Raw genomic sequence first — 26870 nt, 5'->3', positions numbered from 1 at the left:
AAATAATGCTTGAACTTGCTGGAATCATAAAAAGTTTTCTTGTTGTGCTACACCTAGTTGGTCAATCGGCCCTCTTGGGTGGTTTTTTAGTTCAGATAAAAGCTCTTCGCACAAAGACCGCTGAGATTTTGCCAGCCATCGTGCACGGTGCTTGGACCGCATTTGTTACCGGTCTGTTGCTAGTGGGAGTTCGCGAATGGGAGTTATCTTTAGGTGGCGGTCACGATCTTGATCACAGCAAGATTGCAATCAAATCTGTTGTCGCCCTTACAGTCCTAGTCCTTGTGCTGTTAAATCTTAAGAAGAAGCCGGTAGCCGGAAGCGCCCTTGGAACCATTGGTGGCCTAACCTTCTTGAACGTGGTCCTAGCTGTCTTCTGGTAACTAGCCAGCCAGCTGGTTTTGGGCAGCTGGTAAGTCTTCAAATGCTTGTTAGCCTTGAGTAATGCCTATCGAAACCCTCCCTGCGACCAAGCTAGGAAACACTCGGGTTACCGGCAAGGAGCAGTATTACACGCCAAAACCTCTCGCTCTCGAACTCACCGCGCAAATTGAAAAAGTCCTTGGTTCACTTGCAGGAAAAACCGTTCTGGAACCAGCCGGCGGCACCGGGGCCTTCATCGAGGCCGTCCAAGCAAAAGGCGTAGCTAACGTCATCAGCTTCGACATTGAGCCGCTCCATGAACTTGTGTCAGTAGGTGATTTCCTAGAGCAGGAAATCAAAGAAAGCAATTTGATTACTATTTCCAATCCCCCGTTTGGCAGAAATAACTCTTTGAGTATTCCGTTTTTCAATCACGCAGCCAAAGTCAGCGATGCAATTTGTTTTATTGTTCCAAGATCTTGGCGCAAATGGTCAGTAACAAATCGGCTCGACCTAGGATTTGAGTTAGCGCTTGATCTAGATATTGACATTGACTATGTCGACGCAGCTGGCACGCCGCTATCAAACAAGAATCACCTAGCAACCTGTTTTCAGATTTGGAAGAAAGCAGATGCGCCTAGAACTTTGGTTAGAGTTACCGATAAAGGAATTATTGAAAAAGTTTCTCCTGAATTGGCTGATGTTTCATTGACTATCTTTGGTTACGGGTGTGGGAAGGTAAAAACTCAGTTTGAACCAGTTGCCAACACCACGCAGATGTTTTTGAAACTGAATCACCCACAGGCTCTAGCCGCCCTCGAGAGGGTTGATTACTCTAAGTTTTTCAAGAACACCGCATACACAGAGGCGCTTTCACTGCAGGAAATCAACTACCTTTTGAACGAAGAAATCTACGGCGATCCGATGATTGAGGGTATCTAACTCATGAGCATGGCAGGCAGAGGAAGAAATCTTGGGCCCAAAGACACTGGACCGAAAGCTAAGTTCAACCAACTAACTCCCTACCTTTTTGAACACAAGGCCGCTTTGGGTGTGGCGGTGGTACTTTCTCTAATTGGAGCAGTGGTGAGCTTGGCTCAGCCACTGGTCGTGGGTCAGGTAATTACCGCCGTGCAAAACGGCGAAGATGTTGGCCAGCTAGCTCTGATCCTGGTTCTTGTGATTCTTGGGGCCGGAATCGCCAGCGGATTTATGTATTACGTGCTGGCAAAAGCTGGCGAGGGTGTAGTTCTATCGGCTCGGAACAAGCTTGCCGTTCGGCTTTTAAAGCTACCCATCTTGGAGTATGACCTTAGAAGAACCGGTGACTTGGTTTCTAGGGTCGGTTCCGACACCACTTTATTGCGAGCGGTTCTAACTCAAGGACTTATTGATGCAGCTGGTGGAGTGCTCATTTTTGTTGGGGCAATAATTGCCATGGCCTTTATTGACCCTTTCTTGTTGCTACTGACCCTTGGAATGATCTCGGTTGCTGTTGCTTCAATTGTGGTTTCTGCCAGGCAGATTAGATCTGCCACCACCAAAGCACAGCAAAGAGTTGGTGACATGGCCGCATCCGTGGAGCGAGCTCTTTCTGCAGTTAGGACAATTCGTGCCGCCAGAGCCGAGTCGAGAGAGACCGCAGGCATAAGTAACGATGCTAATGAGGCTTACGTTCAAGGTGTCAAGATTGCAAAAATCAACGCGTTGATATCCCCAATTGCGGGTGTGGCGTCAAACGCTGCATTTATCGTCGTACTTGGTGTTGGTGGCTACCGCGTTGCAGCTGGAGAAACTTCGGTTGCAAATCTAGTTACTTTTATTCTTTTGATGTTCTTGATGATCCGGCCACTGGGTCAAGCCTTCGGTGCATACAGCTCGGTGATGAGCGCTTTAGGAGCCCTTGCTCGAATTGAAGAAATCTTGCAGTTGCCTCTCGAAGAAAGCGCCTCGGAGTCTGCTCAGGCATCTAAGCCCAAGAAAACCCAGAACGCTATCGAGTTCAAGAAAGTTAGTTTTGCCTACGCCTCTACGGAAGAGCATCGCGACGGGAAACTAGTTTTAGACTCCGTGAGTTTCAAGATCAAGACCGGTGACCGAGTTGCGCTGGTTGGACCATCTGGTGCCGGAAAATCAACTGTCTTTTCCCTTATTGAACGCTTCTACGAACCAACCTCTGGTGAGATTTTGCTTGAGGGCACACCTGTTACTGAGCTATCGCGCGACGCCTTGCGTTCTCAGATTGGCTATGTAGAGCAGGATGCCCCTGTGCTAGCAGGATCTCTGAGAGATAACTTACTGATTGGTTCGCCGAATGCCACGGATAAAGAGCTGAAATTTGTATTGGGCGAAGTGAATCTAACAGCAGTGCTGAAGAGGGATAAGCGAGGCTTGGACGCCGAAGTTGGGGAGGCTGGAATCATGCTCTCTGGGGGAGAGCGGCAGCGCCTCGCGATAGCCAGGACACTGCTAGCGGCTCCACCGATTCTGATTCTTGACGAAGCCACCTCTGCTCTGGATGGGCTTAACGAGCAGCATATGAGAGAGGCCATTGACGCTGTTGCCCAAGGTAGAACCATGATTGTTATCGCTCACAGGCTTTCAACTGTTGTTGATAGCGACCTGATCATCGTTCTGGACCAGGGAAAGGTAGTCGGTTCGGGAACTCACTCTGAGCTTGTGAAGTCCACGCCACTTTACAAGCAGCTGGCCAAGCATCAACTGTTGGTGTAACTCGAGCTCTTTGTTCGGGCTAGGCTAAAACTCATGAACTACCCACTGCTTGCAGGAATTGGTGATTTACTCTCCAGGAAAACTGCAGAAATTCTGGATCAGGCCGACGAACTCAAAGATTTCCGTAAAGAGTTTTTCATCAAAGATGAATCGCTTTGCTACCTGGATGGAAACTCACTTGGCCGCTTACCACTTACAACCATCGAGAAAGTTTCTGGCTTTCTAGAAAACGAGTGGGGAACAGAACTTGTCGATGGTTGGAGTCATTGGATTGATGAAGCTCAACCAGCAGGAGATCTTCTAGGAAGAGCAACCTTGGGGGCAGCTAGCGGTCAGGTGCTAGTTTGTGACACTACCAGTGTTAATTTCTATCAACTTTGTGTTGCTGCAATCAACTCTCGTCCGGGACAAAAAACAGTAATTATCGACTCTGCTAACTTTCCTACCGACCGATTCGTACTTCAGGGAATTGCAGAGCAGCTCAATTTGAAACTGATCACACTTGATACCGACGGCACCGGTGGTCCAGGCTCTGTCCCAATCGCATCCGAGAACGAGCTAGTGACAGCTGAATTGCTAGCGCCATATTTGAGCACCGACGTTGCATTAGTGACACTGCAGGCAGTCAACTATCGCTCTGGAGCCAGAGCAAATCTAAAGGCAATTACGGATTTGGTGCGCTCTTTCGGTGGGCTTGTGGTGTGGGACGCATCCCACGCTGGCGGGTCGGTTGAACTTAATTTTGATGCCAATGGAGTCGACTTGGCGGTTGGCTGCACTTACAAGTACGGCAACAGTGGCCCCGGTTCTCCAGCTTGGTTGTACGTTCGCAAGGAACTGCAGTCCAGCTTGAAAGTGCCAATCCAAGGCTGGTTCGCTCAGGAGGATCAGTTTGCAATGGGATCTGTTTTCGACAAGAACCTAGGCATTCGCGGCTTCCAGATCGCTAGCCCATCAATTGTTGGCATCAGGGCGGTCCAAGCTAGCTACGAAATGATTGAGCGGGCCGGTATTTCTCGCATTGCCAAAAAGGCAGCCATTGGCACCGAGCTAATGATCGCTCTATTTGATGCCTGGCTAGTTCCACTGGGCTTTACGCTTTTGACCCCAAGAGATCACAGGCTTCGCGGCGGTCACATCACGATCGGTCACCCAGAAGCCAAGAGAATTGCAGCAGCCCTAAGGCAATTTGCTCAAGTTGTTCCTGACTACCGGATGCCAAATTCCATCAGGCTCGCAATTTCCCCACTACCAACAAGCTTCGTTGAAGTTTTCGAGGGATTCGAAAGAATCAGAGATTCTGTTGCACGTAAGGATTACGAGAAAATTCAAGACAGTGGAAATCGAGTTACCTAAATGAGCGAACAGCACGACAAGGCAGTTACTTACACAAGCTATCTCAAGGTAGATGACTTACTTGATTTACAACAACCGCTTTCTGATGGACCTGAACACGATGAGCTTCTATTCATAACTATTCATCAGGTCTACGAGCTTTGGTTCAAACAGCTCTTGCATGAAAGTGCAGCATTACAAGTTGCTCTGGAACAGTCCCAAACCCACAGATCGCTTTCGATACTTGGCCGAATGAGAACCATTATGAAAACTTGCGTAGCGCAGCTAGACATTCTTGAAACAATGACTCCGCTGCAGTTCAACTCATTCCGCGGTCGACTAAGTTCAGCATCTGGTTTTCAATCCGCTCAGTTTCGTGAACTAGAAGCAGTTCTTGGTAGACGCGATCAGGCAGGATCAGATGCCAAGGCGGGAACTGGAATGTCAATGGCCTCACACCTTGTTCCTGGATCTGCCGCCAGGAAAAGAGTCGAGGCTGCGATGACTAGAGCGAGCCTCTACGACAGCGCGCTAAAGTTTTTTGACTCTCGCGGTCACAAAATGCCAAAAGATGTTCTTGATAGAGATGTGTCACTTCCTTACGAAGCAAACGAGCAAGTTCAGGAAGCGTTGTTAGCAGCACACCGAAATGATCCGGAAGCCAACATGGTGGGCGAAGCCCTCATGGATCTAGACGAAGGTTTCCAGGAGTGGCGTTACCGTCACGTGAAAATGGTTGAGCGCACCATTGGAGCCAAGATGGGAACCGGTGGCTCCGCGGGGGTTGGCTATCTGGCAAGCACCCTATTTAGGCCCGTGTTTGCTGACCTTTGGGCGATTAGATCTAAGTTCTAGAAGCTATTTGAACCACGTTTTGCAGCAGCATCGCGCGGGTCATTGGACCCACTCCGCCTGGGTTTGGCGAGAGGTAGCCAGCAACTTCTGACACCTTTGGGTCAACATCCCCAACGAGAGCTCCCGATGCGATTCTGCTAATGCCCACATCCAATACCAATGCGCCAGCTTTGACCCACTCTGGCTTCACAAAATGAGGAACACCAATAGCGGCAACAATCACATCCGCGTTTTGTAAGGCCTCAGGGATATTCTTACTGGCCGAATGCAACAGGGTAACGGTTGCGTCAATTCCTTTTCGAGTAAGTAGTAGACCAAGTGGTCTTCCAACCGTTACTCCCCTGCCTAGAACCGCTACTTTTTTCCCACTGAGTGAAACATCGTATCTACGAAGCAGTTCAACTATGCCAGCTGGTGTGCAAGGAACTGGCGAATTCATTTCACCTGAAACGTTCAGAACTAATCGACCAAGATTCACTGGATGCAATCCGTCAGCATCTTTTGCTGGATCAATAAGTTCAAGAAGCTCCAGTGAAGCTATTCCCAACGGAAGTGGTAGTTGAATGATGTAGCCGGTGACATCCTTGGATGAGTTCAACTCATTTATTGCCTTCAAGATATCTGCTTTAGAAGCACTTGCAGGTAAATCAATCCGGATGGACTTCATGCCTACCTCAGCGCAGTCACGGTGCTTTCCCGAAACGTAGGTGTGAGAACCTGGGTCATCTCCAACCAGCAAGGTTCCAAGACCTGGAATTATGCCGCGCTTTTTTAGTTCAGCAACTTGGGTTGTAAGTTCCTTCTTTATGGCCTTAGCCGTAGCTAGACCATCAAGAATTATGGCACTCAAGTGCTACCAGTTCTCTAGGCCGGAATAAAGTGGGAACTTCTCGGTCAAGACTCGAACCCGAGCTTTTAGTGCCTGAGTGTCAGGGTTTGGAAGCAAGACCTGGGCAATGATCTCCGCAACCTCGGTGAACTCGGTTGCCCCGAATCCGCGAGTAGCAAGAGCTGGGGTTCCGATTCGAACACCTGAAGTCACCATTGGAGGCCTTGGGTCATTCGGGACAGAGTTTCGGTTCACGGTAATACCCGCATCGTGTAGCAAGTTTTCAGTTTCTTTTCCATCGATAGGGGCATTTCGAAGATCAACCAAAACCAAGTGAACATCGGTTCCACCGGTCAAGATGGAAACTCCATTTGCCTTCACATCTGGCTGCACCAGACGCTCAGCGATGATTCTTGCTCCCTCGATGGTTCGCTGCTGGCGCTCCTTGAACTCAGGGCTCATGGCCGCCTTGAAGGCAACCGCTTTGGCAGCAATAACGTGCATCAAAGGTCCACCCTGCTGACCTGGGAAAACTCCCATGTCAATCTTCTTGGCATACTCTTCCTTGCAAAGAATCAAACCAGATCTTGGTCCACCGAGGGTTTTGTGAACTGTTGTTGAAACGACATCAGCGTATGGAACAGGTGATGGGTGCTGCCCTGCTGCAACTAAACCAGCGAAGTGAGCCATATCTACCCACAGCTTTGCTCCAACTTCATCAGCAATGGATCGGAACGCTGCGAAATCTAGGTGCCTCGAGTAAGCAGACCAGCCAGCGATTAGAACCTTCGGTTGGGTTTCAAGCGCACGAGCTCGGACAATTTCCATGTCAATCAAATTTGTGTCGGGGTTTAGTCCATAGGCGTGTGGCTCATAGGTCTGACCAGAGAAGTTCAACTTCATTCCATGAGTTAGGTGTCCACCGTGAGCTAGCTCAAGACCCAAAATACGATCACCTGGTTTTGCAAGAGCCATCATCAGGGCTGCGTTGGCGGTAGCTCCGGAATGTGGCTGAACGTTTGCGTGCTCTGCTCCAAAAAGCTCTTTGGCTCGGGTGCGAGCTAGCTCTTCTGCAACGTCAACAACTTCGCAACCACCGTAGTATCTCTTGCCCGGATATCCTTCAGCGTACTTATTGGTGAGTACTGAACCTTGGGCTTCTAGGATTCCCCTAGATACAAAGTTCTCGCTAGCAATCATTTCCAGCGTGTGTCTTTGGCGATCAAGCTCCTGCTGCAATACAGCAGCAATTTCTGGATCGGTCTCAGAAAGCGGCTTGGAAAAATTCGATGGCTGGCTACTTGTAGTCAATCGGGGCTCCTCGTTTTAAGTAGCTTACCAGAGCCGATGTTTAGGCCGTTGGGGGTGGTCGAAGCTCGACCACCTAACCAACTAACAGATCAGAAATACCTCTGCGCCTCAAGGACAATCCGGCTGCAAGAAGTAAGACCCCTGCAATTGCCAGACCAACGGCCCAGCCCAGACTCGAGGTCACTGGGTCGGCGGTTGTCGAGGCGGTGATAACAGATTGAGCTGCCTGCCGTCTTTGAGTCGGGGATTGCGTAACCTCTGAATCCTGAGTGGGTAAAGTTTCCAAGGTTACTTCGGGCAATCGAGCTGGTACCCGCGCGCCACTTGGCGGTTTTGTCACGCTGGAAATCACTGGTGCCACAGCTGAACCAGCTGGCTCTGGAACCGTAACTGCAAAGGAGGTGTCAGCTTCGGGACCGGTGTTCCCTGCTAGATCCACAACCGAGTTGGCAACAATCGTGAAAGAGAAACTTGAACTCTCGCAGCCAATAAGCGTTGCAATCCAAAGTTGATCACTGCTAGCAGCAATAGATTCAACTTGGCAAGCGCTGTTAGAACTTGTGAAGCTATAGCTATCGACGTCTGGTTGCAACGCGGGCTCAGTAATTGGAATTATCAATTCAGAATCTTCTTGTGTTATCTCCAGTACTTCTGGCGCAGTTCGATCTACAGACACCATGACTGAGTTATGAGTTGTCTCGGGCCCTGAGTAACCTTGTGCGGCTATTGAGTTGGCAGGAATTGAGATACCCACCTCTCCATCCACGCAATCTGTCACTGTATAGACCAGAGATGTTCCGCTGCCACTAAGGGTTCCAGGCTGACAGGTACCAGGATCGCCAATGAGCTCAATATTGCTTGAAGAAAATCCTGGGAATGGATCACTTAGCTGAATTTGAAAATCAATCGATGAAGAGTTAGTTAGTACGGATTGCGCACCAATCGATTGAAATAGTGGAACCAGTTGGTACTCAATCATCACCATTCCATGGCCACTTTTTACCCCGGTGAAATGCGTGATGTTTGATGTATAGAGCGGATCAGCAAAAGAAGATCCGCCTCCGCCGGCTCCAGCGTCGTTGCCGGAACTATCGGTATCAGACCCGCCTCCGCCTCCTCCGTAGTAACCGCCGCCACCTCCGCCTCCGCCATAGAGGCTGCTGGAACCACCGGTCCCACCGGTTAGTAGTGAACCCGCTGAACCTGAAGTTCCTGTTCCGTTTGCAAGCCCACCGCTTCCTCCAGAAGTTTGTGAACCTCCACCGCCTCCTTTTGCTTGGCCATCTTTTCCAGCCGCTGCGATTAGACCGCCGCCTGGACTAGGTGTGAGAGTGATTCCAGCGCCGCGGCCTCCTCCGCCACCAGCTACCACGACTCTCGATTCGACGTCGGTGCCTAAGCGGATATCACTTGAGCCACCGCCGGATCCTTCATTGTTGGAACCCGATCCAGCTTGGCCACCACCATTGAAACCACCGGCTGCCGATTGCCCAGTGATTCCAGCCCCCGCTACCGCAATATACAAAGTGGAAGGGATCTGGGTCAAAGTTACGGTAACCCGACCACCCTGACCACCGCTTTTTCCACCCTGACCACCAGAAACCTGAAACGTCATGTTGCGTGCGTTTATCGGAGGGTTCCACTGCTGAAGACCACCAGTGTGAGAAAACCAAATTGTGCAATTTTGTTCGTAGCAACTTTCTACATAGCTTGCACTGGCTGGCACAGCGCTCAGTGTTGCCGTGGAGATTCCTATTGCCAAGATGGCTGCAGTTATCGAAGAGTATTTGAATTTTTTCATCCCGCAAATGTAAAACCCCTGACCGAATTGGGTCAGGGGTTTTACACAATGTGGATTACTTCAGACGCTGTTGCAAATTCTCTGCTAGCGACTGCATGAATTCTTCTGTGGTTTGGTACGCCTGGTTTGGGCCAACCAACGCTGCAAGATCTTTCGTCATTTTTCCAGACTCAACAGTCTTGATAACAACATCTTCTAGGGTCTCGGCGAATTTCTGAACCTCTGGGGTTCCATCCAACTTGGCACGGTGCATCAGACCTCTGGTCCAGGCGTAGATGGAAGCGATCGGGTTAGTAGATGTCTTCTGACCGGCCTGGTGCTGGCGGTAGTGACGAGTTACCGTTCCGTGAGCCGCTTCAGCAAGGGCTGTCTTGGCATCGGGGGTGGTTAGAACAGAGGTCATGAGGCCAAGAGAACCAAAGCCCTGAGCTACTGTGTCAGATTGAACATCGCCGTCGTAGTTCTTGCAAGCCCAGACGTAGCCACCTTCCCACTTCAAGGAAGCGGCCACCATGTCATCGATTAGGCGGTGCTCATAAGTAATGCCTGCTGCCTTGAACCTGTCTGCATACTCGGCGTCAAATACTTCTTGAAAAGCGTCTTTGAAAGCACCATCGTAGGCTTTCAAGATTGTGTTTTTGGTGGATAGGTAGACCGGATAGTTTCTGGCTAATCCGTAGTTAAACGAGGCTCTCGCGAAGTCACGAATTGAGTCCATGTAGTTATACATACCCATCGCAACACCACCAGATGCTGGGTAATCTGCGATAGTCCAAGTCTGGGCTTCACCAGATTCTGGAGTGTAAGTCATGGTTACGGTTCCCTTGCCCGGGATCTTCACATCGGTTGCTTTGTACTGATCACCGTGGGCGTGACGACCGATGATAATCGGCTTAGTCCAACCAGGAACCAGTCTTGGCACGTTGGAGATAATAATCGGCTCTCTGAAAACAACTCCATCAAGAATGTTTCGGATAGTTCCGTTTGGGGACTTCCACATCTTTTTGAGACCAAACTCTTTTACTCTGGCCTCATCGGGTGTAATCGTCGCACACTTAACCCCAACACCATGCTTTTTGATTGCGTGAGCAGCATCCACTGTGACTTGGTCATCAGTTGCGTCGCGATTTTCAATGGAAAGATCGAAATAATCCAGCTCGATATCCAAGAAAGGAAGGATAAGTGAATCTTTGATGTTTTGCCAAATGATTCGAGTCATCTCGTCACCATCTAGATCGACTACCTTGCCAACAACCTTGATCTTTTCCATTGATTACTCTTTCTTTTTGTGAGCCCTAAAGCTCTTCTAGACTACCGAAATCTTGAAAAATCTTTTCCCTGCTAAACCAGAGAATCCCGCCATGCCTTGTGCATTTTGGAGAATTTTCCTGAACCAGAAATCAATTTCTTTGGAGAGTCGTCTTCAATGACTCTTCCCTTCTCCATAACCAGAACTCGATCCGCAATCGAAACTGTCGATAATCGATGGGCGATGATGATTGCGGTTCGATCTGCCAGCAGGGTTTTGAGTCCATGCTGAACTAGTCGCTCTGAAGGAATGTCTAGCGAGCTCGTGGCTTCATCAAGAATCAACACAGCGGGGTTTGCGATAAACGCTCTTGCAAAGGAAATCAGCTGCCTTTGGCCAGCACTTACTCGACCACCACGTTTATTGACATCGGTGGAATACCCTTCTGGCAAAGCAAGGATGAATTCGTGGGCTCCAACAGCTTTGGCTGCCTGTTCAATCTCTTCGGGGGTAGCATCTGGCTTACCAAGAGCGATGTTGTCAGCAACCGATCCAGAGAACAGGTAGGCCTCCTGGGTAACCATGACAACCGATCGCCTCAGGTCCTTGGCTGACAAATCGCGGACGTCTATCCCATCGAGAGTTAGCTTTCCAGAAGTTGGATCATAGAATCTCGAAATCAGCTTGGCGATTGTGGACTTTCCCGCGCCGGTAGTTCCAACCAAAGCAATAGTTTGACCGGCTGGAACAGATAATGAAAACTCAGGTATGACTTCAACACCGTTTGAGTAGTGAAAACCCACCTTGTCAAAGACAATCTCACCCTTGGCGTTTGTTAGCGCTACTGGTTTCTGCGCCTCAGGAACGGATGCTTGCTCCTCTAGGACACCTGAGATTTTCTCCAGCGCGGAGTTTGCAGATTGGTAGGAGTTATAGAACATCGCAAGATCTTCCATCGGGTCGTAGAACCTTCTGGCATACAAGATTGCTGCAATCAAAACTCCCAGACCCAACGACCCCTCTAGAACTCGAACACCACCCCAGAGCAAAATAATTGCAACAGAGATGTTTCCAATCATGATCAGCGCCGGGTCAAAGATTCCAAAGAGTTGAATTACCTTGGCGTTGATGTGCCGGTACTTCTCGACCAAAGTTTCATACTCACCTTGGTTTCTTTTCTCCTTGCGGAATGCCTTCACGGCACGAATGCCGGTCATCGTTTCAACAAAGTAAACAATCAACTTCGCCGACGAAACCCTTGACTCGCGGAACATCAATTTGGAGTTGACCTGGAACCATCTGGTCAGAAAATACAAAGGGACCCAGCTAATAGCAAGAATTACAAAACTTGGGAGATCAAGAAAGACCAGAGCAGTAGCGGTAAAAAGCATGTAAAGAATTCCAACGATCATCTCGTTGCCGCCGGTATCAAGCAGCTCACTAATTGCGTCTAGATCGCTAGTTTGACGAGAGATAACACGACCCGACGTGTACTTTTCATGAAACTCTAGAGAGAGCTTCTGGGTGTGAACAAAGATGCGCTTCCTTAGATCCAAAAGCACGTCTTGGCTTAGCTTTGCGGAGAATCTAAGGAACCAGCTGATAAGAGAAGCTGTGGCGGCGGCGGCAAATAAGTAGCCACCGACGACCAAAAACAGTGGCGTGGTGTCTGCCTTGAGTGCAGCTGGTAGAGCCCAGTCGATGCTTAGGGCAATAAGGGCAGGGCCTGCGACTCGAAGAGCCTGCGACAAGATAACAATCAAAAGACTTAGCAGCAGTCTTCCGCGAACTGGATAGATTAGCGAGAACAAAAGTTTTCTCGAGCGAAGCTTTACCTGTAGCGCTTCTTCTTTGCTTAGCTGGATTTTGTCTTCGCCAGAAACTCCCTGCATGCTCATTCGGTCACCTCGATTTGCTTGCCAGCAGCATCGAGTGACGAAATTACGTATCGGTAGTGTTCGTTTGTTGCCAGGAGGTCACTGTGCTTACCAACCGCAAGAATCTTGCCATCTTGCATGAGTGCCACTCTGTCAGCTAGCTGCACTGTTGAAGGCCTATGAGCAACAATCAAAGCAGTGGTCTTTTTTAGAACTTTTCTAAGTGCCGCCTCGACAAGTGCTTCGGTATCAACATCCAAAGCAGAGAGGGGATCATCAAGAACAAGTACCGCTGGCTTAGCCGCAACCGCTCTTGCAAGTGCAAGGCGCTGACGCTGTCCTCCAGATAACGAAAGCCCCTCTTCACCAATTTTTGTGTCAAGACCTTCGGGTAGCTCAAACACAAAATCAGCTTGGGCAATCGAAAGCGCTTCATTCAATTCTTCTTCAGTGGAATCAGGTCTTCCAAGCAACACGTTGTCTCGAACCGATGCCGAAAACAAGGTTGCATCTTCAAATGCCATTGCGATGTGTGAGCGAAGCTCAACTCGAGTTAATTCCCTGATGTCAACGCCATCAAGCTCTATAGAACCCGAAGAAACTTCATAAAGCCTGGTGGTGAGCGCAGTTAGGGTGCTCTTGCCACAACCGGTTATTCCAATCAGGGCAACTGACTCCCCCGGCTCCAGCACTAGGTCAACACCGCGCAAGATATCCGGCTGGTCTGGCTTGCTGTCTGGGTAGCGGAAGTGAACCTTCTTGAATTCCAAGCGACCCTTTGGCAAACCAATGGTCTTTGCCTCTTCTGGATCCTTGATAAGTACTGGCTCGTCGATAACCTCAAAAAAGCGCTGGATTGCAGTCTTGGCGTCGAGCGTCATGGAAAGCAAGAAACCAACGGACTCGGTCGGCCATCGCAAAACTGTTGCGGTGGCAAAAAACGCCACCAGGCCACCGACTGTGAGGCTGCCCTCGGCAACTAGGAAGACTCCGACCAGCATGGATGCTGCTACTGCTGTCTCTGGGATCAACAACAGATACACCCAGATATTTGCAATCAGTCCGGCCTTTTTTAACTCGGTGGATCTAAGGCCTTTCGCCTCGGCCGCAAACTTGCGTGCGGCATGATCGCCGCGACCAAAGGCTTTGAGCACTCGAATACCGTGCACTGACTCTTCAACCGAGGTTGCTAGGTCACCGGCTTGGTCCTGGGAGAGTCTTGCAACCTCGCCATACTTGGCCTCAAAGCGGTATCCCTGAATCCAGATTGGAATCGAAATCAAAAAGAAAATTAGACCTAACAGCCAATGGAAAGTAAACAGGATTGCAAGCCCAACAATAATTGTCAGTGCGTTAGCAAATAGCAAAACAACACCAAAAGAGAGCCAGCGACGAATCAAGCTCAGATCTTGGGTGGCCCTTGAAAGTAGCTGTCCTGAGGGCCAGCGATCGTGGAAGCTAACTGGTAGCTCCTGGAGTTTTTGATAAAGAGTTGAACGCAATCCAGCTTCAACGAATGTTCCTGGGGTGAGTACGAGCCAGCGGCGAAGTAGCACCATGGCAGCTTCCAGAGTTCCCATGAGAAACACTAGAAATACAAACAGGTAAAGAGTATCTAAGGTTCCAGAACCGTCAAGGTTGTCGAACAAGGATTCCAGTAGTTGAGGAATTGCTAAGGCGAACAAGCTGGCTGCAACTGCTGCAACAATACCGAGGATGATTCGAGGGAGGGCTTTTTTCGCGTAAGGGAAAATTCGCAATAAGGTAGCGATGGTTTTTTCTTGCTTCATGAGTCCTCGGTAATAACATGCCTTTTTGAGGCAGCCTTCTAGGATACCACCCCATCAAGAACTTACGTGCTTGAGCTAGTGGAAGAAGTGACGTTCCCCGGTTAGGTACATCGTTATTCCAGCATCAGTGGCAGCCTGGATTACCTCTTCATCTTTTATCGATCCACCCGGTTGCACGACAGCCTTTACTCCAGCCCTAATAAGAATTGCCAATCCATCTGCAAAAGGGAAGAAGGCGTCGCTTGCTGCGACCGAGCCCTTCACGCGGCTACCGGCTCTCGTAACCGCTAATTCACACGAATCCAGCCTGTTTACTTGACCCATTCCAATACCAACTGATGCCCCGTCTTGGGCAAGCAGGATGGCATTTGATTTAACTGATCTAACCGCACGCCAGGCGAACTCCAGATCGGATCGAGTTTGAGCATCTGCCTTATTTCCCGAAACCAATTTCCAGTTCTGATCAGAGAAATTCTTGAAGCTATCCGACTCTTGAACTAGAAAGCCACCGGATATTTGCTTGAGTTCTTTTGCAGGTGGGCTATAGCTAGGCGGAAGCTGCAGAACTCTTAAGTTCTTTTTTGCTAGCAACAAAGATAAAGCTTCCGAATCGTATCCAGGAGCGATGATAACTTCTGTAAAAATCTCAGCTACTTGGGTAGCCATCTTCAAAGTCACAATTCGGTTCGCCGCAATCACGCCGCCGAACGCAGAAACAGAATCACAAAAGTGAGCCTTTGCATGGGCGTCGGCGATAGCGTCATCAGAATCAGGTGAGCCAATCGCAATTCCACACGGATTAGCGTGTTTGATAATGGCAACTGCCGGTTCGTTAAAGTCAAAAGCGGCTCGCACGGCGGCGTCTGCGTCAACATAGTTGTTGTATGACATTTCTTTGCCACCGAATTGTTTAGCTTGGGCAATACCAAGTGACTTGTCTAGGCCATCTATTTTGTAAAGTGCAGCTGCCTGGTGTGAATTTTCTCCATATCTCAGAACTTTCGCCAACGAAGCGTCTATTGTCAGATGAGGTTCAAAGCCCGGGTTCTTACCTGCGTCACTAGCCTGAGAGTTGGAATCCGCTTTCCAACTATCATCAAGCGCGCCAGCCATCCAGTTGGATACAGCGGTGTCGTATTTTGCAGTGTGTGTGAATGCCTGCAGTGCTAGGTGCTTGCGCTGCGCCAAAGTGGTGCCGCCGGAGGTAGTTGCCTCGATGATTTCTTTGTAGTTGGCAGGATCCACAACAACCGCAACATTGGCATGGTTTTTGGCCGCAGCACGAACCATTGCTGGGCCTCCGATGTCGATCTGGTCAATTGCTGACTCACCACTTGCGCCACTGGCAATTGCTTCTACAAATGGATAGAGGTTCACAACCAGCAGTTGGAATGCACTCACGCCAAGTTTTTCAAGCTCAGCTCTATGACCAGTTAGCCGAAGATCGGCCAGTAATCCGGCGTGAATAGCAGGGTGGAGGGTCTTTACCCTGCCATCGAGAGTTTCTTGGAAGCCGGTAACCGCAGATACTTCAGTAACTGCAATCTTGGCGTCTGAGATAGTTTTTGCAGTCGAACCGGTTGAAACAATCTCAACGCCAGCGGCAGCTAGCGCTTTGGCAAGCTCTAGCAAACCTGTTTTGTCTGAAACTGAAATCAGAGCCCGTTTGATTGGGACTTTGTCGAAGTGAAGGTAATCGGCTGCGGTGTATTTGCTATCCATGACTACCCTTAGCCGACTTTACTTGGCTCAAGTTGCTTGCTTGCTAAAAACTTAACGGTGTCTATCAATAGCTTGTGCTCGACTAACTTGATCCGCTCATGCAAAGTATTTTCATCATCAGCCGGCAAAACGGTTACCGCCTCTTGGGCCAGAATTGGACCAGTGTCCACACCCTCGTCGACAATATGAACTGTTGCTCCGGTTTCTCTGGCGCCAGAAGCTAACGCATCTTTTACAGCATGGGCACCTGGAAAACTCGGTAACAGTGCTGGATGAATGTTTATGATCCGCGGAGAGAACTTGGCGACAAAGGATTTAGGAAGGACTTTCATGAATCCCGCAAGAATAATCAGGTCAGGGTCAAGATGCGATATGTTCTCTCCGAGTTTTTCTGCCCAGCTATCACGGTTGGCAAAATGCTTTTCTTCAACTACAAAGGTTGGAACACCATATAGGTCTGCGTGCTCAAGACCTGGTGCTGGTCTATCGGATCCAACCGCCAAAACTTTGGCTGGAAACAGCGGGTTCTTTGTTGCTTGCAACAGCGCCAGCAGGTTTGATCCTGAACCAGAGATCAAGACAACAACTGAAAGCATGGGGTTAGCCTACCTTTTTGGAGATACCCGGCTTGTCCGCTACTGGCCTAGCGCTATAAAAAGCAGCCAGCGTGGAAACCACTCCGACCTCTACGAAAACAACCAATGCCAACACCAACGGAGAGACACCCACCTGAGATAGCCTTCCGGGGCCAGCACTTCCCGAGGCAATCAAGGCAAGTAGGCCCATTTGAGACGCTGTCACAAAAGCAATTGAGAGGCCAAGCGAGAGTGCCGCGGTCCAGGATTTTGCAAATTCGAATCTAATTTCGTCGGCAGATTTTCTAATCGAGAGTGTTGCAATAAATGCTGCGAGCAAGACAACGGCTATCGAAACCATTCCAAATTCCAACTGCCCAACCGGCAGAGCACCAAGAATTGGAATCGCCGGAAGTGGCCCAACTTGAGATCCAAGAGGAGAAATAAGTGAACCTGCTCCAATTGAGAAACCAACGCCGGTAAGCCAGGCAGCACCGTAGATTACCAAGTTTGGTATCAGAGCTAACTGACCAAGCGTTATAACCACGGCGCCCAAAACACTAACTTGAACACTCTCGTAGAGCCTTGTGATGTCTATCCAGCTAATGGCAATTAGTACGGCGATGGTAAATGCTGAGATCATCAACAGCATCACCGTAATAGCGGATCCTGCTCTAAACGCGGGTCCCAGTATTGATCGAACGCTCCAGTGAAGTTTCAAGCGAAAAGAATTAAGTGCCTGGCGGATACGATCACGCTCTGGCGCCTGATCCAGAATATCTCCTTCAAAAATCTCATCCGGCTGTCCAAACAAAGACCCAAGAACTTGAAAAGACAAAAACAGAATTGTTGGGAAGAAAACACCTTGCCAAGCAATTGGATAAATGGCGCTGTCATATGCTGCTGTGCTGATACCCAGCGCCGCAGCTCCGTAAACCAATCCACCACCGAGCCAACCTGGCCAAAGCGATCTCGCCGCAATGAATCTCTTGCCGGCATTGTAAAAAGAGCGAACCAACCAAATTGTCATTCCCAGTGGAACTAAGGTCACCATAAATGCCGGCACCAATATACCCAGCAGTTCTCCTTCGGGAACAACTAGTCCCGTTCCGTGAGAAAGTAACCAGAAATCGGCAGCTGCCCTAAAGGCCACCAGCCACTCAACATCGGGTTTGTTTTCTAAAAACCAAACCAGAGTTAGCGGCACAAGCAGAAGACTCAAGCTAATTGCCACCAGTATCGCGGCTTCTAGAGCTGCGATAAAGAAGGTCTGTCTTTTATTCACGGCTTACAAGATCTCTAAAGAGAGCCAATTACCTCGCGCATTAGCGCGGCAGTCTCGCTAGGAGTTTTACCAACCTTGACACCAACTGCTTCAAAAGCTTCTTTCTTGGCCTGAGCGGTTCCAGCACTTCCCGAAACAATTGCTCCGGCGTGACCCATTGTTTTGCCTTCGGGAGCGGTGAATCCAGCAACGTAAGCTACCACCGGCTTGGTGACATTGTGCTTGATGTATTCGGCAGCTTTTTCTTCCGAGTCGCCACCAATTTCACCAATCAGAACAATCGCCTTAGTTTCTGGATCATTCTGGAATGCTTCCAGGGCGTCGATGTGAGTGGTACCAACTATTGGGTCTCCACCAATTCCAATGGCGGTAGACATCCCGATATCTCTTAGTTCAAACATCATTTGGTAAGTCAAAGTTCCTGACTTGGAGACCAAACCAATTGGTCCACTTCCTGTGATATCCGATGGAGTGATTCCAGCGTTTGATTTTCCAGGGCTAATGATCCCTGGGCAGTTTGGACCAATCATGCGAGTTTTTAGACCCTTGGAGACATTGTGTGCCCAGGCCTCTGCAGAGTCGTGAACTGGGATTCCCTCAGTGATAACAACTGCGAGTCCAATTTGCGCATCGATGGCTTCAAACATTGCAGCCTTTGCAAAAGCAGGTGGAACGAAGATAACGCTAACGTTGGCTCCGGTTTTGCTCATAGCCTCCGAAACTGTTCCAAAAACAGGAAGGGACTTGCCATCTACATCAACGCTTTCGCCCGCCTTGCGAGGATTTACTCCACCAACGATGTTTGAGCCGCCAGCTAGCATTCTGCGAGTGTGCTTCATACCCTCAGATCCAGTCATTCCCTGGACGATGATTTTTGAGTTTTCGTTTAGAAAAATTGCCATCTAAATTCTTACTTCCCTTACTTGCTAGCTAGCTCGGCGGCTTTATCGGCGGCCTCGTCCATGGTTTCAACTACTGTGACAAGCGGGTGATTAGCATCCGCCAGAATTTTTCTACCCTCGTTTACGTTGTTGCCATCAAGGCGAACAACCAGAGGCTTAGAAGCCTTGGAGCCAAGTTTTTCCAGTGCTCCAACGATTCCATTAGCAACCGCATCACAGGCTGTGATTCCACCAAAAACGTTTACAAAAACACTCTTTACCTGTGGGTCGTTCAAGATGACATCCAGTCCGGCAGCCATAACTTCAGCCGAGGCTCCTCCACCGATGTCTAGAAAGTTAGCTGGCTTCACCCCGCCATGGCGGGCGCCCGCGTAAGCAACCACATCCAGAGTCGACATCACAAGGCCGGCACCGTTACCAATAATTCCTACTTCACCGTCTAATTTGACGTAGTTCAGATCCATGAGCTTTGCCTTGGCCTCCAGGGGGTCTAGCTCGTCGCGTTCCATTTGCTCGCGCTCGTGCCTAAACTCCGCATTGTCATCCAAAGTGACCTTGCCATCTAGGGCGATAATCTCGCCATCTTCTGATAGAACCAGTGGGTTGACTTCAACCAAAGTGGTGTCTTCTTTTTTGAAAACTTCATAAAGCTTTACAAACACCGGAGCAACTTTTGCCGCAAGTTCATCATCGAAGCCACCTAGCTTGGCAATTTCTAAGGCCTTAGCTAAATCGATTCCCTTGACTGCGTCAATTGGGACTTTGGCAAGCGCCTCTGGCCTTTCCTCCGCAAGCTGTTCAATATCCATTCCACCCTCGACCGAGCAAAGTGCAAGAAAGGTTCGGTTAGATCTATCAAGTAGCACTGAGAAATAGAATTCCTTGGCGATTTTGGCGCCTTCGGCGATCATTACCCGCTTTACAACATGCCCCTTGATATCCAGCCCAAGAATCTTTTCGGCGGCTTGTTTAGCTTCTTCAGGTGAGTGAGCAACCTTGACGCCGCCGGCCTTGCCGCGACCTCCAACTTTTACCTGAGCCTTGACAACCACGGTGCCACCGATTTGTTCAGCGGCTTTCTGGGCTTGCTCTGGGGTGTCGGCGATAAGTCCCTTTAGAACAGGAACATTGTATTTCTCGAAAATATCGCGCGCTTGATACTCAAATAAATCCAACTTAGAACTCTTTTCAGATTGATCAAATGGCCAATGGCCCAAAGCTCAAGTTTAGAGCTTTTCGATGGGAGCTATCTTTACCACGAGTGATTTGGTGGCACCGGAATCGAAATTCACCTGGGCTACCTGCCTAGCTCCCTCACCTCTTAGTTCAGTGACTACCCCTTGGCCATAATCCAGGTGCTGGATTCGATCACCAATTGCTAGCTGAAGCGAGCCGTTATCCCGCACCTGCGTTATAGCTCCGGCAATCTCAGTTCTGGCCTTTGGCGGTGTCGCACTCGGAGCCATGCCTCGATAACCGCCGGTTATCGTCCCAGCCGAGGCTCTTGTGGCGCCTTCCGATTGGATGAGCTCAATAGGAATATCTCCCAAGAAACTACTGGGCAAAAAGGCAGTGGTTGAACCAAAGAGAGTTCGCTGCAAAGCAGAGCTTAGGTAAAGCTTCTGCTTGGCACGAGTCATACCTACATACAAAAGTCTTCTTTCCTCTGCTACTCCCCCTGGTTCATCGAAGGATCGAACATGCGGCAAAGTTCCTTGCTCAAGACCTACCAAGAAAATCACGTCATACTCCAAGCCCTTGGCGGTGTGAAGGGTCATCAAGGAAATGCTTCCCGAGTCATCGTCAATCTCATCTGCGGCGGCGGCAAGAGCAATGTCCGCGAGATACTCAGCGATTGTTGCCTCTGGATACTGTCTTTGATATTCCGAGACCTGCCCAATAAGAGCATCAAGGTTATCTACTCTGGCTTCGTCTTGCGGGTCACGACTGTCTTCCAGATTCGCACGGTAGCCAGAAAGATTAAGTGCTGCGGATAAAACATCGGCAATTTTGGCCTCGACGCTCATGGCATCCAGATCATTCAGTAGCTTTGAAAAACTGTTGAGTGCCGCTGTTAGCTTTGGTCCCAGGCCGAGTGAATCAGTTTTCAAAAGTGCTTGCCGAAATGAGCTTTCATCTCTTCTGGCAAGCTCAGCAATTTTCAGTTCAGTTTTTTCACCAATTCCTCGAGAGGGTTCGTTCAGAATTCTTCGTACCGCTTCGTCGTTTCGAGGGTTTGCAATTGCGGTCAAATAGGCAAGTGCGTCTTTGATTTCCTTGCGCTCGTAGAACTTCAGTCCCCCGATAACCATGTATGGAACGCGTTGGCTTTTGAGCTCAGCTTCCAAAGACGGCGAGAGTGCGTTAGTTCGGTACAGCACAGCCATATCTCGATACGCAGTTCCCTGTTTACGTAAATCTTGGATCTGATCGACAATGTAAGCGGCTTCGCCTCTTTCATCTAAACCAGTAAATGACACAATCTTTTCGCCATCGCCGGCATCGCTCCAAAGGTTCTTTTCTGGTCGATCAAAGTTCTTGGAAATAACGGCATTTGCTGCAGAAAGAATGTTCTGAGTGGAACGGTAGTTTTGCTCCAGCAGAATCGTTTTCGACCCAGGAAAGTCCTTGGCAAACTCAGCGATGTTTCGCATGTCGGCGCCCCGGAAGGCATAGATCGACTGGTCCGAGTCTCCCACCACGGTGATAGCTGATGGCCCGGCAAGTTCTCCAGTGTTGGGGTCGGGCTCGTTGTGCAGGTCAGCTATTGGCTTGGTGAGCTCTCGAATCAGCGAGTACTGGGCGTGGTTGGTGTCTTGGTACTCGTCAATGAGGACATGCCTAAAGCGCCTTTGGTACTGAGCCGCGATGTCTGGAAAGGATCGAAAAAGATACACGGTTTCGGCAATTAGATCATCAAAGTCAAAGGCGTTGTTTTTGCGAAGGGCTGCCTGGTACTGAGAGAAGATTTCAGCTATTGCTCGATCTTTGGGGTTTGAGGAATCAATCAAAGAATAGAAATCGTCAGCGTCTTTGAGCTCATTCTTCGCGTTGGATATTCTGGCCGCAACTGTTTGTGGCTTCAGGCCTTCGATGTCACTTCCGGATTCGCGAATCAAACGCTTGATTAGGGCTTTGGTATCTCCGGTGTCATAGACAGAGAAATTGGAATCGTGACCGAGTCTGCTGGCCTCTCTTCGAAGAATTTGCAAGCAAGCGGAGTGAAAAGTTTTTATCCACATGCCATCTGCAACATTGCCAAGCAGTAAGTGAACTCGCTCCTTCATTTCATTGGCAGCTTTGTTGGTAAAGGTGATCGCAAGAATTTGCGAGGGCCAAGCCTCTTTATTGGCAAGAAGATGCGCTATCCGGTGGGTTAGAACTTTGGTTTTTCCAGAGCCTGCTCCGGCAACAATCAGTAGTGCTGGACCACGGTCTGTGACAGCCGCCACCTGCTGAGCATTGAGACCCTCGAGCAGATTTAGATTCATGACCGCCTAAGCCTAAGCCAGACCATCGACAATTTGACGAAGCAGGTCTGGCTGATCAACGAAGATGCCCTCCAGACCAGATTCGGATACCTTGCCAAAGTACTCATCGACACTTGCGGTTGCATCCTCAGCTTTTAGGGTCCAGCCATAAATCGTCAAACCAGCAGCTTTCGCCTCATCAATTAGGCCGTTGTCAATTGTGTGATTGCCAGTTGTATCAAGATCCAAAGCCAGCGCTAGATCTACGCTGATGCCATCAAAGCGCGCGGCCAGGGATTCCAGATAGTCACGAGACATGCGAGTAGATCCCTGAGGTAGGCGGTCGATCTCAGTCAAAAACACATACTTCTTATCTGGCCCACAGGCATCTTTGAGATGCTCCAGCATCGTTTCATCGAAGGTTTCGATAACTATCGAAATTCCGCGCTCTTTCCAGTCGGATTCTGCAAGCTTGCTGGCAAGGATTGTGGCCATGTTGATGCCATTTTTCATAAAGTACATGCCGTGCTTGATTTCAATAACAAGTGTCTTTTCGTTCATGAATGAGCAAGCCAACAAGTCATCAATTGTTGGAATCAAGAACTGAGCGTCAAATTTGGCACTGCCTGGTCGAGTCTCTGGCACTCGTTCAATAGCTCGAAGTTCCGAAAGCTGCGCGAGATTGTAATCCTCGCTGAACCAGCCGGTTTCAGTCAGGCCATCGGAATAACCAGTTGACTGGGTTCCCTGAAACTTTGCTAACGAGGCTACGTTGGTTGTTCCGTTTAGCCAGTTCTCATGACGAATAATTAGTTCACCGTCTTTGGTTGGAACTAGGTCGCACTCAACTCCATCGGAGCCTTGCGCGATGGCAAGCTCAAAAGCCTCGATTGTGTTTTCCGGCCGGTAACCGCTGGCACCACGATGACCAAAAACTAGCGGCTTCAAGAAGCTACTCCCACTCGATGGTGCCAGGTGGTTTTGAAGTCACATCGAGCACAACGCGGTTAACACCTTCAACCTCGTTGGTGATTCGATTCGAAATTCTCGCCAACAGGTCGTACGGAACGCGGGTCCAGTCCGCGGTCATTGCGTCTTCACTCGAAACCGGTCGCAAAACAATCGGGTGACCATAACTTCTGCCATCGCCTTGTACTCCAACCGATCGAACATCGGCTAGTAAAACTACTGGGCACTGCCAAATCTCAGTGTCTAGCCCAGCAGCAGTTAGCTCGCTTCTAACAATCGCATCGGCTTTGCGAAGTAGGTCAAGTCTTTCTTTTGTTACCTCACCAACAATTCGAATGCCAAGGCCAGGACCCGGGAAAGGCTGCCTTTGAACAATTGGTTCAGGAAGTCCTAGCTGCCTACCAATTTCACGAACTTCGTCCTTGAACAAAGTCCGAAGGGGTTCAACGAGTTCAAACTTCAGATCTTCTGGCAGACCGCCCACGTTGTGATGAGACTTAATTCCAGCGGTAGCACCGCCGCCAGATTCAACTACATCTGGATACAAAGTTCCTTGAACCAAGAACTTGATCTCTTCGTTAGCGGTACTTGCCTCTTTCATCAGGTCCGCTTGGGCTTCTTCAAAAGCCCTGATGAACTCGCGGCCAATAATCTTTCGCTTGGTCTCTGGGTCAGTTACTCCGCTTAGAGCAGTCAGGAATCTCTGCTCGGCATTTACGGTAACAAGCCTGATACCCGTTGCTGCAACGTAGTCGCGCTCGACCTGTTCGGCTTCGCCATCGCGAAGTAGTCCGTGATCGACGAACACCGCAACCAACTGATCCCCTACTGCCTTATGAACTAGGGCCGCTGCAACCGCAGAATCGACGCCACCTGATAGACCACAAATTACCCGACCAGAGCCGACCTGCTTCTTGATCTTCTCCACCTGCTCGGCGATTACGTTTCTTGAATTCCAGTCCGGTGTGATGCCGGCAGCGTTGTGTAAGAAGTTTTCTAAAACGTTCTGACCAAAATCCGAGTGCTTTACTTCTGGGTGCCACTGCACACCGTAAATCTTTTTCTCTGACGAGGCGAATGCTGCGACAGGGGTAGTTTCAGTTGACGCCAGCACCTCAAAGCCGGATGGGGCTTTCACAACTTGATCGCCATGGCTCATCCAGCAAATTTGCGAATCAGGTTGACCGGCAAGAATTTCGCCAGCTGAAGAGACTTTCAAACTTGTAGCGCCATACTCGCGCTTACCGGTTTTATCCACCTGCCCACCAAGAAGTTGTGCCAAGGTTTGAAAGCCGTAGCAAATTCCCAGAATTGGAATTCCAAGTTCTAGAATCTTGGCATCAAGATTTGGAGACCCTGGTTCGTAAACACTTGATGGACCACCAGAAAGAATTATCGCCAGTGGGTTCTTGGCTTGAATCTCGGCGGCGGTGACGTTGTGGTGAACTATCTCGGAATACACGCCAGCTTCACGAACTCGCCTGGCAATTAGTTGGGCGTACTGGGCACCAAAGTCAACAACCAGAACCGGGCGACTAATTTTTTGCTCCCGAAAGTGAATCAGCAATTTCCTTCTCGGCTAGTTTCGCGTAGTACTTTTCTGTGTAGAAGGAAAGAAATGGAACTACGCCACCTGCGGCAATAATCAAAAAGCGCATAAAGCTCCAACGCATGAGAGTCCACACTCTGAAATCGGCAAACAGGTACAACACATACAGCCAGCCGTGAACTACCAAAATTGCCACCGTGAGGCTGAGGCCAGTTTCTGGCATACCTTCACCCTCGTTTAGATATGGCTCGGCCGTTAGCAATCCGCTGGGTCCTGCTATCCACAAGTCATAACCAATAAGGGCACCGAAGCTCACGTTCTCAAGGCGACGAAGCGCCCAGGTTGCCATAAGAAGAAGTAAAAAGATGCCAGTAATAAAAGACGAAACCTTGTAAAGCTTCAAAGCAGACCGAATTGCTGGCACCTGAAGCTGGTGGATTGGTCTGGACATACCCCAAGTTTACTTGCTTGGGAGCACCACTACTTTGATGGCTTCTCCGCTTAGGACCGCCTCAATTCCCTTAACCACATCATCAAGTCCCACTCTCGTAGTGATTAGATCGGCCACCTTCACTTTGCCAGAAGCAATTAGTTCTAGGGCCTGTCGGTTATGGGAAGGGCTAGAACCATTAGCACCCATGAGCATCAGCTCTTTGTAGTGAACCAGATTCGAGTCCACTTGAATCATCGGCTTATCTTTTGGTAAGCCTCCGAAAAAGCTAATTCTTCCGCCCGGTCTGGCCATTTCAATAGCTTGCTCTTGAGCCTGACCCGAAGGGGCAGCGGTGATGATCACACTTGGTCCTTTGCCATCAGTTTCAGCTTTCATGATTTCCGTTAGGTCCTCGGTGGACATGTCGATTGCGCGATCTGGCTTTACAACATCAGCCGAAAGCTTGAGTCTTGATCCGTTGATGTCGGCTAGGAAAACCTTTTTGGCACCCAGTGCTCTAGCAAGTCGAACGTGCAGGCAGCCTATTGGTCCAGCACCCATAACCAAAACTTCATCCCCTGCGCCAACTCGAACAAGTTCCTGAGCGTTCAATACGCAAGCCAAAGGTTCAACTACCGAAGCTTCCTCGTAGGTAACGCTGTCAGGAATATGGTTTAGTCCATCTACGCGAATTACCTCATCGGGAACGATCAGGAATTCGGCGAATCCGCCCGGGAACTGATATCCCATAGAAAGTTGATTGGGGCAGATTGTCATCTTGCCAGCAAGACAGGCCCAGCACTTGCCACAAGGAATAGCAGCAATCACCTGAACACGGTCGCCGACCTTGACGGAAGTTACTTCGCTGCCAACTTCAACAACTTCACCAGCAATTTCGTGGCCGATGATTTGTGGTGGCTCTAGGCGCGGATGCCCGTGGTTGAAAATTTTGGCGTCGGTGCCACAGGTAGCACAGGCGTGAATGCGAAGCTTTACTTCCTTGGATCCAGCAGTTGGCTCTTCTACCTGCTCAACTTTAAGATCCTGCGGTCCCCGGTAAATTGCTGCCTTCACTTCAATTGCCTTTCTAAGCGTTTAGTAAATCCAATATTTCTTGCTCTGAAGAGGAGTTCATGAGTGTGCTGTATGAGATCTCATCGAGTAGTTTGTCTGCCAGGTTTCCAAGCAGCTCACCGTGTTCATCCCCCTTGGCAGCTATGCCGATGCAGAGCTTTACCTTCTCACCTTCCCAGTCCACAGGATTTGCAAATCTCACAAATACCAACTGGGTAAAGTTCACATACTTTCTTGAGTCATCCGTGCCATGTGGCAGAGCAACTCCTTCTCCCATGTAGGAAGAAATAATCTTTTCTCTGGTCACCATCGCGTCCAGATACTCAGGGCCAACGGCACCGAGTTCTTGTAAGACCGAACCGCACAGGCGCACGGCCTCCTCTTGCGAGGAGGCCGTGGCGTCTATACGGATTCCGGCCAAAGCAAGAAGGCTACTCATCTGAAATGAGTTCGCCCTCCATTATTGCGTTGACTACACTCTGGATCCTTGGGTCACCCAGGAACATGTCGAACACCACAACAGGGGTGTTTGGCATTGCCTGTTTGGCCCGCTGACCCAATCCTCGATGACACAAAACCAAATCTGGGTTTTCGTCTTCGAGTTGATTTACGGGTGAGTGAGTCACGACTACGTCATGTTCTTTAAGTGCCTTGGCCAATTGCTTGGCAATCATGACACTCGAGCCCATGCCGGCTTCGCAAGCGATTACTAATCGCTTGACTTTAGCTCCGGAAATTGAAGTCATGG

23 protein-coding genes are annotated in these 26870 nt (G+C 49.5%); 5 read left to right on the top strand and 18 right to left on the bottom strand.

Annotated features, from left to right (window positions below):
- The first annotated feature begins 5 nt into the window (after positions 1-5).
- The 5 genes from AC9UCN_RS02020 (at position 6) to AC9UCN_RS02000 (ending at position 5286) form a co-directional block, all read left to right on the top strand.
- Complete coding sequence (locus tag AC9UCN_RS02020; RefSeq protein WP_509523254.1) at positions 6-383, top strand: hypothetical protein; 378 nt, start codon at positions 6-8, stop codon at positions 381-383.
- Between the two features lie 61 nt (positions 384-444).
- Positions 445-1305 (top strand): hypothetical protein, encoded by an 861-nt coding sequence (locus tag AC9UCN_RS02015; RefSeq protein WP_509523252.1) that lies wholly within the window; start codon positions 445-447, stop codon positions 1303-1305.
- A gap of 3 nt (positions 1306-1308) precedes the next feature.
- The gene (locus AC9UCN_RS02010; protein ID WP_509523250.1) at positions 1309-3096 is read left to right on the top strand and encodes an ABC transporter ATP-binding protein; all 1788 of its coding nucleotides are present in this window, start codon (positions 1309-1311) and stop codon (positions 3094-3096) included.
- Between the two features lie 33 nt (positions 3097-3129).
- A complete protein-coding gene (locus tag AC9UCN_RS02005; RefSeq protein WP_509523248.1) occupies positions 3130-4452 on the top strand; it encodes a kynureninase in 1323 nt (440 codons plus the stop codon).
- Positions 4453-5286, top strand: a complete 834-nt coding sequence (locus AC9UCN_RS02000) for a tryptophan 2,3-dioxygenase (protein ID WP_509523247.1) — start codon at positions 4453-4455, stop codon at positions 5284-5286. It abuts the gene before it with no gap.
- On the opposite strand, the gene AC9UCN_RS01995 is transcribed toward AC9UCN_RS02000, so the two are convergent.
- The 18 genes from AC9UCN_RS01995 to AC9UCN_RS01910 form a co-directional block, all read right to left on the bottom strand.
- Positions 5276-6136, bottom strand: a complete 861-nt coding sequence (locus AC9UCN_RS01995) for a bifunctional methylenetetrahydrofolate dehydrogenase/methenyltetrahydrofolate cyclohydrolase (protein WP_509523245.1) — start codon at positions 6134-6136, stop codon at positions 5276-5278. The genes AC9UCN_RS02000 and AC9UCN_RS01995 overlap by 11 nt on opposite strands.
- Before the next feature lie 3 nt (positions 6137-6139).
- Positions 6140-7426 (bottom strand): serine hydroxymethyltransferase, encoded by a 1287-nt coding sequence (glyA, locus tag AC9UCN_RS01990; protein ID WP_509523243.1) that lies wholly within the window; start codon positions 7424-7426, stop codon positions 6140-6142.
- Between the two features lie 73 nt (positions 7427-7499).
- The gene (locus AC9UCN_RS01985) at positions 7500-9227 is read right to left on the bottom strand and encodes a glycine-rich protein (protein WP_509523242.1); all 1728 of its coding nucleotides are present in this window, start codon (positions 9225-9227) and stop codon (positions 7500-7502) included.
- Positions 9228-9282: 55 nt separating this feature from the next.
- Positions 9283-10497 (bottom strand): NADP-dependent isocitrate dehydrogenase, encoded by a 1215-nt coding sequence (locus tag AC9UCN_RS01980; RefSeq protein WP_509523240.1) that lies wholly within the window; start codon positions 10495-10497, stop codon positions 9283-9285.
- Positions 10498-10568: 71 nt separating this feature from the next.
- Positions 10569-12374, bottom strand: a complete 1806-nt coding sequence (locus tag AC9UCN_RS01975) for an ABC transporter ATP-binding protein (protein WP_509523239.1) — start codon at positions 12372-12374, stop codon at positions 10569-10571.
- Positions 12371-14143, bottom strand: coding sequence for an ABC transporter ATP-binding protein (locus tag AC9UCN_RS01970; RefSeq protein ID WP_509523238.1), 1773 nt, complete (start codon positions 14141-14143; stop codon positions 12371-12373). Before AC9UCN_RS01970 ends, AC9UCN_RS01975 begins: the two co-directional genes overlap by 4 nt.
- Positions 14144-14218: 75 nt before the next feature.
- Complete coding sequence (purH, locus tag AC9UCN_RS01965) at positions 14219-15865, bottom strand: bifunctional phosphoribosylaminoimidazolecarboxamide formyltransferase/IMP cyclohydrolase (RefSeq protein ID WP_509523236.1); 1647 nt, start codon at positions 15863-15865, stop codon at positions 14219-14221.
- 8 nt (positions 15866-15873) lie between these two features.
- Positions 15874-16461, bottom strand: coding sequence for a phosphoribosylglycinamide formyltransferase (purN, locus tag AC9UCN_RS01960; protein ID WP_509523234.1), 588 nt, complete (start codon positions 16459-16461; stop codon positions 15874-15876).
- 4 nt (positions 16462-16465) lie between these two features.
- On the bottom strand, positions 16466-17725 hold the full coding sequence (locus tag AC9UCN_RS01955; RefSeq protein ID WP_509523233.1) for a cell division protein PerM: 1260 nt from the start codon (positions 17723-17725) through the stop codon (positions 16466-16468).
- A gap of 14 nt (positions 17726-17739) precedes the next feature.
- On the bottom strand, positions 17740-18627 hold the full coding sequence (gene sucD / locus AC9UCN_RS01950; protein WP_509523231.1) for a succinate--CoA ligase subunit alpha: 888 nt from the start codon (positions 18625-18627) through the stop codon (positions 17740-17742).
- 17 nt (positions 18628-18644) lie between these two features.
- Complete coding sequence (gene sucC, locus AC9UCN_RS01945; protein WP_509523230.1) at positions 18645-19802, bottom strand: ADP-forming succinate--CoA ligase subunit beta; 1158 nt, start codon at positions 19800-19802, stop codon at positions 18645-18647.
- Positions 19803-19853: 51 nt separating this feature from the next.
- The gene (locus AC9UCN_RS01940; protein WP_509523228.1) at positions 19854-22118 is read right to left on the bottom strand and encodes an ATP-dependent helicase; all 2265 of its coding nucleotides are present in this window, start codon (positions 22116-22118) and stop codon (positions 19854-19856) included.
- 12 nt (positions 22119-22130) lie between these two features.
- On the bottom strand, positions 22131-23045 hold the full coding sequence (locus AC9UCN_RS01935) for a glycerophosphodiester phosphodiesterase family protein (RefSeq protein ID WP_509523227.1): 915 nt from the start codon (positions 23043-23045) through the stop codon (positions 22131-22133).
- A gap of 4 nt (positions 23046-23049) precedes the next feature.
- Entirely contained in the window at positions 23050-24627 is a 1578-nt protein-coding gene (gene guaA / locus AC9UCN_RS01930; protein ID WP_509523648.1) for a glutamine-hydrolyzing GMP synthase, read from the bottom strand.
- Positions 24602-25066, bottom strand: a complete 465-nt coding sequence (locus tag AC9UCN_RS01925) for a DUF3817 domain-containing protein (RefSeq protein ID WP_509523225.1) — start codon at positions 25064-25066, stop codon at positions 24602-24604. Before AC9UCN_RS01925 ends, guaA begins: the two co-directional genes overlap by 26 nt.
- A 9-nt stretch (positions 25067-25075) precedes the next feature.
- Positions 25076-26122, bottom strand: a complete 1047-nt coding sequence (locus AC9UCN_RS01920) for a zinc-dependent dehydrogenase (RefSeq protein ID WP_509523223.1) — start codon at positions 26120-26122, stop codon at positions 25076-25078.
- Between the two features lie 13 nt (positions 26123-26135).
- The gene (locus AC9UCN_RS01915) at positions 26136-26561 is read right to left on the bottom strand and encodes a PTS mannitol transporter subunit IIA (RefSeq protein WP_509523221.1); all 426 of its coding nucleotides are present in this window, start codon (positions 26559-26561) and stop codon (positions 26136-26138) included.
- Positions 26554-26868, bottom strand: a complete 315-nt coding sequence (locus AC9UCN_RS01910; protein ID WP_509523219.1) for a PTS lactose transporter subunit IIB — start codon at positions 26866-26868, stop codon at positions 26554-26556. The genes AC9UCN_RS01915 and AC9UCN_RS01910 overlap by 8 nt, the downstream gene beginning before the upstream one ends.
- Between the last annotated feature and the right edge of the window lie 2 nt (positions 26869-26870).

This window comes from Rhodoluna sp. (assembly GCF_036721215.1).
Classification (GTDB): domain Bacteria; phylum Actinomycetota; class Actinomycetes; order Actinomycetales; family Microbacteriaceae; genus Rhodoluna.
This window is presented reverse-complemented; position numbering and strand designations above follow the sequence as displayed.